Raw genomic sequence first — 1,126 nt, 5'->3', positions numbered from 1 at the left:
TTTTCGTCGACAGCGACAGATGACATAAAGAGACAGATACGTTTCCGGTCCAGGACGCCGTCCGCAACCGCTTACAGGATCCCGCCAAGGCCGACAGCGCGGTCCTGTTCGATCCAGCCGCCAGCGACGACGACCGCAAGGCCGTGATCGAGGCGATGGCCGGCCTGCCAATGCCGAAGCCCACCGCCGCGATGCCGGGCGCCGAGGCTGACGTGATGATGCTGCGGGCCCGCCGCGTCGAAGCCCTGCGCTCGCCCGCGCTGGTCTCGCTCAGCGCCGTGCGGGCGATGTCGTCCACCGACGACCACCAGACCGGCACCACCGCCGGCTCGCCGCTCGCACAGCTCGACGCGCTGATCGGCCAGTACGGCGGCGGGCCGCAATTCGAGGCGTGGTCGGCGGGCCTTGCCGGCCAATCCGAGCACGGGCTGCTGATCGAGCTCACCCGCATGCGCTCGATGTCGCTCAGCTTGCGCCAGCAGCTCATCGAGCAGCAGGCCCGCACCTCGGCGGTGTTCAGCACCATCCTGGCCACCCAGGCCGGCGGCAACCTCTAGGGATCCCCCATGCTCCGCAGGATCGCCGCCGGTGCTGGCAGCCTCGGTCTCCTCGCTGCCGCGACGGCGGCTCAGGCGCAGACGACCGGCAAGGAGATCTTCACGCCGGTCCAGAACGACTTGGCGCTCATCAACCTGCGCAAGCTGCTCGGCTGCGTGGTCGACGGCGTGTGGACTGCCGCGACCTGCTCGGACGATCGCCCGCTCACGGTCGCCCTCGGCAGCTTCAACATCGGATGCCTGATCGTCGCGACGATCCTCGGCTGCTACCTGACCTACTCGCTGGTCGCCGACACGGCGAACGACGGCGAAGCCTTCGGGCGCGGATCGAGCGCCAAGTACACCGTCCTTCGGGTGGTCACCGGCGCGATCCTCAGCCTGCCGATCAAGTCCGGCCTGTCGCTCGTCCAGATCCTGGTGGTGCAGATCGCCGTCTGGGGGTCGGGCTTCGGCGACACCCTCTGGACCCGGGTCGCCGGCACCCAGCTCACCGGCATGTACGGCACGCTCGCCCAGCCGACCCCGGCGCTCGGCGACTTCGCCCTGCGCGGCAAGCTCGCCAAGGTGCT

2 protein-coding genes are annotated in these 1,126 nt (G+C 69.5%); both read left to right on the top strand.

The annotated features are described in order from the left end of the window. Positions 1–155 precede the first annotated feature (155 nt). Positions 156–557 carry a hypothetical protein gene (locus tag VQ02_RS28880; protein ID WP_245239886.1) on the top strand — a complete coding sequence of 134 codons (402 nt, stop codon included), beginning with the start codon at positions 156–158 and terminating at the stop codon, positions 555–557. Positions 558–566: 9 nt separating this feature from the next. Beyond that, a partial coding sequence (locus tag VQ02_RS28875; RefSeq protein ID WP_048447698.1) for a DotA/TraY family protein occupies positions 567–1,126 on the top strand: 560 nt, incomplete at its 3' end.

Source organism: Methylobacterium variabile (genome assembly GCF_001043975.1).
Lineage (GTDB): Bacteria > Pseudomonadota > Alphaproteobacteria > Rhizobiales > Beijerinckiaceae > Methylobacterium > Methylobacterium variabile.
This window is presented reverse-complemented; position numbering and strand designations above follow the sequence as displayed.